The organism is Christiangramia aquimixticola, assembly GCF_048285835.1.
Taxonomy (GTDB): domain Bacteria; phylum Bacteroidota; class Bacteroidia; order Flavobacteriales; family Flavobacteriaceae; genus Christiangramia; species Christiangramia aquimixticola.
This window is the reverse complement of the sequence record NZ_JBLVTL010000285.1, coordinates 1-287: the sequence shown is the minus strand read 5'-3', so window position 1 is coordinate 287 and position 287 is coordinate 1. Positions and strand designations below refer to the sequence as shown.

Genomic DNA, 287 nt, shown 5'->3' with positions numbered 1-287 from the left:
GGATACCTGCGCTCCTTGGCCAAAGAATTTGAAGAATCCACCAATTCGGTGCGGGTGGAGCTCAACCGTTTGGCGGAGGCAGGTTTGCTGTTGGCAGAGGATGAAGGCAAAACCAAAGTCTATCGGGCAAATCACATGCATCCTTTTTTCACGGAAATCAAAAACATGGTTTCCAAATTTTTAGGTTTGGATGACCTGATGGAGCGGATAGTTCGTCGGATGGGTGAGGTAGAAAGGGCTTACATTGTCGGAGATTATGCCATGGGGATAGATTCGGGCATAGTGGA

Annotated in this window: 1 pseudogene; it reads left to right on the top strand. The window is 48.1% G+C overall.

Annotation, left to right across the window (positions count from 1 at the left end):
* A pseudogene (locus tag ACNKXV_RS14510) lies at window positions 1-287 on the top strand (ArsR family transcriptional regulator); the annotation flags it as partial.